Origin of the sequence: Streptomyces phytophilus (genome assembly GCF_013870535.1) — a bacterium.
In the GTDB taxonomy this organism is placed as follows: domain Bacteria; phylum Actinomycetota; class Actinomycetes; order Streptomycetales; family Streptomycetaceae; genus Streptomyces; species Streptomyces phytophilus.
Window position 1 is genome coordinate 1 of sequence record NZ_JACBXC010000141.1, and the last position, 8,606, is coordinate 8,606.

Annotated in this window: 8 protein-coding genes; 4 read left to right on the forward strand and 4 right to left on the reverse strand. The window is 73.7% G+C overall.

Annotated features, from left to right (window positions below; translation table 11 throughout):
* Together H5J30_RS10175 and H5J30_RS10180 are read right to left on the reverse strand one after the other, a co-directional pair.
* Positions 1-1,074 (reverse strand): trypsin-like peptidase domain-containing protein (locus H5J30_RS10175; RefSeq protein WP_181787099.1); only part of this gene is annotated, 1,074 nt, incomplete at its 3' end.
* On the reverse strand, positions 1,071-1,640 hold the full coding sequence (locus tag H5J30_RS10180; RefSeq protein WP_181787100.1) for a CU044_2847 family protein: 570 nt from the start codon (positions 1,638-1,640) through the stop codon (positions 1,071-1,073). The genes H5J30_RS10180 and H5J30_RS10175, both read right to left, overlap by 4 nt.
* 159 nt (positions 1,641-1,799) lie before the next feature.
* Between H5J30_RS10180 and H5J30_RS10185 the strand changes: the two genes are divergently transcribed.
* The 4 genes from H5J30_RS10185 (at position 1,800) to H5J30_RS10200 (ending at position 5,394) form a co-directional block, all read left to right on the forward strand.
* The gene (locus H5J30_RS10185; RefSeq protein ID WP_181787101.1) at positions 1,800-1,979 is read left to right on the forward strand and encodes a DUF6104 family protein; all 180 of its coding nucleotides are present in this window, start codon (positions 1,800-1,802) and stop codon (positions 1,977-1,979) included.
* 105 nt (positions 1,980-2,084) lie between these two features.
* Positions 2,085-3,032 (forward strand): DUF4097 family beta strand repeat-containing protein, encoded by a 948-nt coding sequence (locus H5J30_RS10190; protein ID WP_181787102.1) that lies wholly within the window; start codon positions 2,085-2,087, stop codon positions 3,030-3,032.
* A 1-nt stretch (position 3,033) separates the two neighbouring features.
* Entirely contained in the window at positions 3,034-4,311 is a 1,278-nt protein-coding gene (locus tag H5J30_RS10195; protein WP_181787103.1) for a PadR family transcriptional regulator, read from the forward strand.
* Between the two features lie 90 nt (positions 4,312-4,401).
* Positions 4,402-5,394, forward strand: a complete 993-nt coding sequence (locus tag H5J30_RS10200) for a fibronectin type III domain-containing protein (protein ID WP_181787104.1) — start codon at positions 4,402-4,404, stop codon at positions 5,392-5,394.
* A 2,146-nt stretch (positions 5,395-7,540) separates the two neighbouring features.
* On the opposite strand, the gene H5J30_RS10205 is transcribed toward H5J30_RS10200, so the two are convergent.
* Together H5J30_RS10205 and H5J30_RS10210 are read right to left on the reverse strand one after the other, a co-directional pair.
* Complete coding sequence (locus tag H5J30_RS10205) at positions 7,541-8,185, reverse strand: response regulator (protein ID WP_181787105.1); 645 nt, start codon at positions 8,183-8,185, stop codon at positions 7,541-7,543.
* The coding region (locus H5J30_RS10210; protein WP_374100963.1) for a sensor histidine kinase at positions 8,182-8,606 on the reverse strand (425 nt) is incomplete at its 5' end. The genes H5J30_RS10205 and H5J30_RS10210, both read right to left, overlap by 4 nt.

Sequence of the window (8,606 nt, forward strand, 5' to 3'; positions counted from 1 at the left end):
GTGGTGCACCAGACGCTCGACGACCTCCGGGTCGCGCGGAGCGGGCAGGTCGGCGAGCCGCGACAGCGCGCTGAGCCGGTCGAGCGCGCCCCAGGCCCCGAACCGCGGTCCGCCCAGCGCGCGCTGCAGGTCGGTCCAGGAGGTGCGTTCGTCGTCGATGCCGTAGTGGCGGTGCCGGTGCCAGGCGTCGTGCAGCCGCATCAGCTCGCGGTACGGCTCGGGGCCCAGGCCCTCCGCCCCGGGCAGCAGGTGCTCCGGCGAGAGCGCCTGCAGCTCGTCGAGGGAGACGGCGGTGCCGCCGCCGGTGCCGCCGCGGTAGCGGGCCTTGACCACCCCGACGACCTCGCCGCGGCCGAGGTGCAGCACGGGGCCGCCGGAGGCGCCCTTGCGGATCGGGGTGGGGGTGCCGAGGAGGATCTGCTGCCCGTTGCGCCCGGCGAACTCGGCGCTCAGCAGCGCCGCTTCGGCCCCGTCGCCGCTTCCGGCACCGGCGCGCCCGTGGGCGCTGAGGAGGACGGCCTGGTCGAGGAAGTCGTCGTAGCGGTCGCCGAGCCAGACGGGTTCGCTGCCGGCGGGCGGCCGGGCGGGGCCGGGCGGGGCAGTGAAGTAGGCCGGGTACGGGATCCTGTTCCGCACCTCGCCCGGCGGCCCCTCCGCCGCTCCCGCCGCGTCGGCCCGTACCGGCAGCAGCCGCACCAGGGCCAGATCAGGCCCCACCTGCATCACGGCCTCGGCGAACGTCTCGTCCCGCACCTCCGGATCGCGGCCCATCCGCGCGGCCGTGCTGTCCGGCGACGGCATGCTGTACTCCACCCGCCCCGGCACCGTACGCCCGCCCACGACCACGCCGATCAGCTCGCCCGGCGCCGTACCGCGCCGCCAGCCGTCGGGGTGGACGAAGACGTGCGCGCAGGTCAGCACCCACTCCGGCGCGACGAGGAACCCGCTGCCCCACAGCGACCCGTCCCCCGAACCGGGCGCCGCCCGGATGTCGACCGTCGCCGCGGCGGCCAGTTTGCAGAGCTGGTAACGCGCGTAGTCCGCGGCCTCGCTGCTCTCGATGGGAACCCTCATACCGGTGCAGACGCCGTGGAAGACGTGCCGGATGCACCAGATGCAGCCGTATCGGGCGCAGTAGTTGATGCGGCAGCCGATGCGGTAGAGGACTCCGCCCCGGAGGGGTCGGCCGGGTGTGCGCCGGGCTGCCAGGTCAGCGTGACCGACAGCTGCGCCGTGGTGTTCGCGTCGGCCAGCAGCGCGATCGCCTTCCCCGTCCCGGCGGAGATCTCCACGCCGAACGTCACGCTCACCTCGTGCGGTGCGGCGGCCGCGGTCGCGGCCCGTACGGAGGCGGCCACACCGCCGACGAGGGGCGTGAGCCCGGCGAGCCGGGAGGTCAACCGGCCCCAGTCGGCGACGGGTTCGAGATCGTCGTCGGCGTCCTGGTCCTGACCCCCATCCGGATCGAGCTGCGGCCCGGTATCCGGTCCGGCGCCCGTCCCGGCACCCGCGCGGGCGCCTCCGGGCGCCGGCACCCCCGCCCGCGTACCCGCCGCGACCCGCTCGTCCAGCGGCGTCGCCCGGACCCACACCTCGGTGCCGTCCGGCAGAGTCACGCGCTGCGGAAGGTTGCTGCTCATCCGGTTCCCCCGACTACGCTCGGTGCCCAATGCACCGACATTAGTCCGCCGACCGCCGCCCCGCGACGGTACCCGCGGCCGTCGGCCGGTCATCCTCCGTGGTGAGCGATACTGAACCGGTCACTATCCCCTCTTCTTCCCCCTCCCGGAGCACCCACCATGTACTTCACCGACCGCGGCATCGAGGAGCTGGCGAAGCGGCGCGGCGAGGAGGAGGTCACCCTTGAGTGGCTTGCCGAGCAGTTGCGTACGTTCGTCGACCTGAACCCGGAATTCGAGGTTCCGGTCGAGCGGCTGGCCACCTGGCTGGCCCGGCTCGACGACGAGGACGAGGAGTAGCGGCCGCTTGACTTCCCCGCACCGCGATATATCGTGTCTTGGCAGAGACGCGATATGTTGCGTTGGGTGCGAGCGCTCGCCAGAGCCCGAGTCAGGAGGCCGTGGATGCCGGTGCAGCTTGTGGCCGATCCCCAGACCCTCGCCTTCGAGGAGCCGGTCACGGCCCTGAAGGTGCGGATCGTCAACGGAGCCGTGCACGTCGTCGGGACCCACGACGACACCGGCCGGCCGGGCGCCGCGCGCCTGGAGGTCAGCGAGATCGAGGGCCCGCCGCTGCGCGTCTCCCTGGAGGACGGCGAACTGACGGTCGCGTACGAGGACCTGCCCTGGCGGGGCTTCCTGAAGTGGCTCGACCGCAAGGGCTGGCGCCGCCGCGCCGTCGTCTCCCTGGCCGTGCCGGCCACCGCCCGCGTCGAGGTCGGCGTCGTCGGCGCCGACGCGGTCGTCTCCGGCATCGCGGGGCGTACGGACGTACGCGGGGTGAGCGGCGGCGCCACCCTCGTCGGGCTCTCGGGCCCGGTCCGCGCCGACACCGTGTCGGGGGAACTGGAGGCCCAGGCCCTCGAAGGCGACCTGCGCTACAACTCCGTCTCCGGCTCCCTCACGCTCATCGACGGCGCGGGCGGCAGTGTCCAGGCCGACACCGTCAGCGGCGACATGGTCATCGACCTCTCCCCCGCGGCCCGCGCCGCGAACGTCCGGGTGAACACGGTCTCCGGCGAGATCGCCGTACGGCTGCCCGAGGAGCCGGACGTCGAGGTGCACGCGAGCACGACGAGCGGGGCGGTCTCCAACGCCTTCGCAGCGCTGGACATCGGCGGCCAGTGGGGGGCGAAGTCCGTAAAGGGGCGCCTGGGGGCGGGCAAGGGCTCGCTGCAGGCGACCACCGTCTCCGGCGCCCTGGCGCTGCTCCGGCGCCCGGCGGGGACGGAGGAGGAGCCGGAGGACGCGCCGGACCCGGCGGACGCGACCGGCCCGCAGGACGCGACAGGTCCGCGAGACTCGACAGGTCCGGCCGACTCCGCCGGCCCGGCCGACAAGAAGGTGCTCTGACATGCCCCCCGTCTTCGCCCACGGCCGCCTTCGGCTCTACCTGCTGAAGCTGCTGGACGAGGCCCCCCGCCACGGCTACGAGGTGATCCGCCTCCTCGAAGAGCGCTTCCAGGGCCTGTACGCCCCCTCCGCGGGCACCGTCTACCCCCGGCTCGCCAAGCTGGAGACCGAGGGCCTGGTCACGCACACCTCCGAGGGCGGCCGGAAGGTCTACGCGATCACCGAGGCGGGCCGCGCCGAACTCGCCGCCCGCCAGGCGGAGCTGGCGGAACTGGAGCTGGAGATCCGCGAGTCCGTCGCGGAACTGGCGGCCGAGATACAGGCCGACGTCAGCGGCACGGCCAGCGACCTGCGCCGCGAGATGCGCCAGGCGGCCAAGGAGGCCCGCACGTCGGGCGGCGCCCGCGGCGCGAGCGCCGGGGAGAAGGAGTCGTGGCGGCAGGCGAAGGAGGACTTCAAACGGGCGAAGCAGGAGTTCAAGGAGCAGGCGAAGCGCGCGAAGGACGAGACGCGGCGGGCCCGGCAGGACGCGGAGCAGGCGCGCAGGCACGCGCGTGAGACGCAGGAGCGGGTGCGCAGCGAGGCGGAGCGGATCGCGCGGCAGGTGCAGGAGCAGGTGCAGACGCGGGTGCGTACGGGCGACTGGCAGGGCGGCCTGATGGACGGCCTGGCGGAGCTGACGCGGGAGTTGGGGAACCTGGGCGGCTTCGGAGGCCGCGGCACGGGGACGCCGCAGGAGGCAGCAACGGGACCGGGACCGGGAACCGGAACGGCCGCGGGAACGGGAACGGGAACGGAAACGCGACCGGGACCGGGACCGGGCCCGGAGGCGGACAGGGCCGCGGGGAACGGCGGAGGCTCCCCCACAGGACCGGAAGAACCCACCGCCTCCCCGTCCGACAGGATCGCGGACGCGGCCACGCCCACCCCGCCCCCGGGCGGGATGTACACGGCTCAGGGGACCACCGGGATGGGCGGCGTGAGCACACCCTGGCCGCCGTACGTCAAGCCGGACCCCGCCGACACCCCGGAGTGGGCCGAGGAGGACACGCCCCAGGACGCCACGCCCGCTGAGCTGGCCCGCGAACTGGAGCGCCTGCTCGACCGGTTCCGGGACGACGTCCGCGACGCGGCCCGCGACAACGGCGTAGCGCCGGACCAGCTTCGCGAGGCCCGCCGGCACCTGTCCACGGCGGCGGCGCACCTCACCGCGCTGCTGCGCGTGGGCGGCAGCAGGGACGGCGACAGGGATGGCGACAGGGGCGGCAAGAAGGGCTGAACTGCGGGGCGCTGCCGACGTCTTGAAATGTACGCGGTGAGTGTGCGAAAAAGGTCTGGACCTTTGCTTCGCACGATGAGAGGCGTCCCTGTGAGGCCCACCCCCACGCTCGCCGCGCTGAGCACCACCGCCGCCTGCCTCCTGGCCCTGACCGCGACCTCCTGCAGCTCGGACAGCGGCGCCGCGGCCGAACCACCGGACACGCCGACGGTACCGACCGGCGTCACCGTCTACACGAGCACGTCGACGTCGGTGCACGTCATGTGGAACAAGGCGGCGGAAGCGGAGAAGGTACGGCGGTACGAGGTGTACCGCAACGGCAAGAAGATCCAGAACGTACCGGCCGAGAAGCACATGATCGACATCGCCGGCCTCAAGCCGTCGTCCTCGTACACCTTCTCCGTACGCGCCCGGGACACCGACGGCAAACTGTCGGCCCCCGGCCGGGCGGCCCCGGTCACGACCCCGTCGGCGGACACGGACGACAGCAAGCCCCCGACGCGACCGGGAAGCCTCAAGGCGCGGGCGGACGGGCCGCGTTCGGCGACGCTGACGTGGGCGAAGTCGGAGGACAACAAGGAAGTCACGTCCTACGACATCTACCAGGAGGGCACCAAGATCCACAGCGTCGCCGGCACGGAAACCACCGCCGCGGTCACCACCCTCCGCCCGGACACCGACTACACCTTCACGGTCAGGGCCCGCGACGCCCTCGACAACACCAGTCCGGACAGCCCGTCGGCATCCGTCACGACGGAATCGGAGCCGGAGGGCAGGACGGGGGCGGAGGTCCCGACGGACCTCCAGGCGACGGCGCGCAAGGACGCGGGCGTATGGAACCTCGATTTGGTGTGGAACGCCCCGAAGGCGGGCGGGGACGTCACGGAGTACGAGGTGTACGTGGACGGGAAGTTCGGCTCGCAGTTGGTGCTGGGCGAGTCGGCGCCGAAGGAAACGGGGCGGATCAGCCTGCCGCTGGAGGAGAAGGCGAAGGCGACGTGCGCGGTGAAGGTGCGGGCGAAGCTGCCGGATGGGAAGTGGGGGCCGTTCACGAAGGAAGTGACGGTGACGGCGGGCTCGTAGGACGACCGCTCCGGGACCGTGGTCGGGGGAGGTCGCGGAGAGCAGGCAAGGCGGAACACCACGGTGGAACACGCCCGGAACGCGCACCGCGACACACAACTAAACCCGGCACCAGACCCCACGCCCTACCGGATCCGCCAGCCCCTCCCAATCCCCCCCAATCCCCCCTCACACCCGCCCAAGGGTAGGTGCCTGCTCTGACAACGAACCCGGGTCGTCGGCGGGGCCGGCGGGTTGGCCGTGGGCGTGGGGCGGGTGCGGGGGGTGCGGTGTCGGGGTGGGGGTGGTGCGTGGGGTGGGCCGGTGTCGGGGGGCCGGGGCGCTGCTGGCGTGCTGCTGCTGCGTGGGTGGGGGCCGGTGTCGGGGGGTGCGGCGAGGGGAATGGCGGTGTCGTTGGGGCTCCCCCCGGGCCACCCCGCTTTTCAGTGTGGGCCTGCGTCCGGCGTCAAGGGCGCTCCCTCCGCTTCGCTGCGGGAACGTCGCTACGCGATGGGGCTTCGCCCCACCCTTGACACCGGACTCCGGCCCGAAACAGACCCGCAGCTAAGGGTGGCCCAGGGGGAGCGGGCACCCGAACACTGTGGCTACGAAGGCGGTGCCCCGCCGACGGGGGGCGGACAACCGGCAGTCGGGCCCACCCCGATCGCCGAAGTACCCGGTGGGGACGGACCACCGGAGGCGGGCTTGCCCGATCGCTGAGGTATCCCGGAGTCGGGGCGCATCACCCGAACCGGCCCACTCCGAGCACTGAAGTGCCCCGTCGGTGGGGGGCCGGATCACCCGGGGGCGGCGCCGATCCCCCGGCGCAAGGGCCGGACCCCCGGAGTCCGGTCAGCCCTGCTCCGGGAGCCAGCCGGTACGAACTCGCGGTAACCCACCCGCTAAACCACCCCAAATCCCCCACGCAACCCGACTTTCGCCCACCCAGACGCACCAACCCGCTCCGGCCACCGCCAACCACCCGCCAGACGGCCCGGAATGGACGCTACCTGCACAAACTCGCGGAATCGCGCCCCCCAAACCAGGGCGAATCTCCCTCCTGGGTCGAGTTTCGCCTCGCGACGCGCGCGGAGCCACCCGCAAGCCCGCAATCCGCACCCTGCGGCCACCCGATGCGCGTCAGCGAGACGAACTCACGGCAACCCGCCCGCTAAACCGGTGCAAAACACCCACGCGGGCCGACTTTTGCCCATCTACACGCACTCCCCAGCCGCCTCGGACACCCGCGAGTGGATCACGCCGCCTCCGGGCCGGCCCCAGCGGCGGGGACAGCCGGCGAACGAGCAGGCCCGGTGCCGGTGATCCGCCCCAGGCGCGCCGAGGCACCTCCGCGATCGGAGTGGGCCCGGCTCCCGCGATCCGACCCCGACCGCTGGGGCGCCTCGGCGCTCGGGGCGGTCCCGCCTCCGGTGATCCGTCCCACGATCGCCGGGGCATCCCCGGCGATCGGGCACGCCCGGCTCCGGTGTTCCGGCTCCCGGGCGCCGGGGTGCCTCGGCGATCGGAGCGGCCTCAACTGCCGGTGGTCCGCCCCCCGTCGGCGGGGCACCGCCTTCGTAGCCACAGCGTTCGGGTGCCCGCTCCCCCTGGGCCACCCTTAGCTGCCGGTCTGTTTCGGGCCGGAGTCCGGTGTCAAGGGTGGGGCGAAGCCCCATCGCGCAGCGACGTTCCCGCAGCGAAGCGGAGGGAACGCCCTTGACACCGGACGCAGGCCCACACTGAAAAGCAGGGTGGCCCGGGGGGAGCCCCAACGACACGGCTACTCCCTTCACGGATCCCCCGGACGCCGGCCCACCCCCACGCACCACGACCCACCCCGACGCCGCAGCCCCCGTACCCGGTCCCCGTACCCGATCCGCGTACCCGGTCCGCGTACCCGGCCCCGTACCCGGTCCGCCCGCCCCCCCGGCACCCGCCCTCCCCACACGTCTGACCAGCCGACCCCGCCGGTGACCCGGGCTCGTTGTCAGAGCAGGCGCCTACCCTTGGGCGGGTGTGAGGGGTTGTTGCTCGGGGATCCGTTCTCGTCGCCCTCGGTCCGCCGCCTGCGCCTCTTCGGGCTGGGCGTCCCCTCCGCCGACTCCGACGCCAACGCCCGCACCGGGCGCCTGGCTGCCGCGCCCGCACCGGCGCCTGGCCCTGCCCCTCACCCCACCAGATCCCGCGCCACCAGCGCCGCCTGCACCCTGTTCGCCACCCCCAGCTCCGCCAGGATCCGGCTCACATGGGCCTTCACCGTCGACTCCCGCAGCCGCAGCAGCGCCCCGATCTCCGCGTTCGTCATCCCGTCCGCCACCGCCGACAGCACCTGCCGCTCCCGCGGTGTGAGCCGCGCCGCCGCCTCCCTCGCCGCCTGGCTGCGGGTGGCCTCCGGTCGGTGGAAGCGGCTGATGACCGTGCGGGTGACCGTCGGGGAGAGCATCGCCGCGCCCTGGGCGACCACGTGGACCGCCTGGAGGATGGCGTCCGGCGGGGTGTCCTTCAGCAGGAACCCCGCGGCTCCCGCCGCCAGCGCGCCGTAGACGTACTCGTCGAGGTCGAACGTGGTGAGCACGATGACGGCGGGCGGGTCCGGCAGCCGGCTCAGCGCGGCGGTGGCCGCGATGCCGTCCATGCCGGGCATGCGGATGTCCACCAGGGCGACGTCGACCCGCCCGCTGCGGGCCGCCGCCACCGCGGCCCGGCCGTCGGCGGCCTCCCCGGCGAGTTCGAGCCCCTCGTCGGTGGCGACGAGGTCCCTCAGCCCCGCGCGCACGAACGCGTCGTCGTCGACGACCAGGACGCGGATCACCGGGCCACCCCGCTCAGCACCGGCGGTTCGTCCACAGGCGGTTCCTCCACCGGATGTACGGGCACGGGCAGTTCGGCGGTGAGTACGAACCTGCCGTCGGCAGCGCGCCCCGTGGTGAGTTCGCCGTTCAGGGCGGCCACCCGCTCGGCTATGCCCACCAGGCCGTATCCTCGCGACGCCCCGTCCGACGCCCCGTCCGACGCCCCGTCCGACGCCCTGCCCGGCGTCCCGTCCGACGCCCCGCCCCGCGGCCCTCCAGACCGCTCCGCCGCGCCCCCGCACTCGTTCTCGGCCCGTATCGCCACCGCCCCCCTTGCCACCGCCACCGTGAGGTCGACCGGCATGCCGGGAGCGTGCTTACGCGCGTTCGTGAGGGCCTCCTGCACGATGCGGTGGGCGGCCCTGGTACTGCTTCGACACC

Excerpts from the sequence above, each read along its gene's own strand:
- H5J30_RS10185 (WP_181787101.1), top strand. The coding sequence starts at position 1,800 with ATGTACTTCACCGACCGCGGCATCGAGGAGCTGGCGAAGCGGCGCGGC.
- H5J30_RS10180 (WP_181787100.1), bottom strand. The coding sequence starts at position 1,640 with ATGAGCAGCAACCTTCCGCAGCGCGTGACTCTGCCGGACGGCACCGAG.
- H5J30_RS10195 (WP_181787103.1), top strand. The coding sequence starts at position 3,034 with ATGCCCCCCGTCTTCGCCCACGGCCGCCTTCGGCTCTACCTGCTGAAG.
- H5J30_RS10190 (WP_181787102.1), top strand. The coding sequence starts at position 2,085 with ATGCCGGTGCAGCTTGTGGCCGATCCCCAGACCCTCGCCTTCGAGGAG.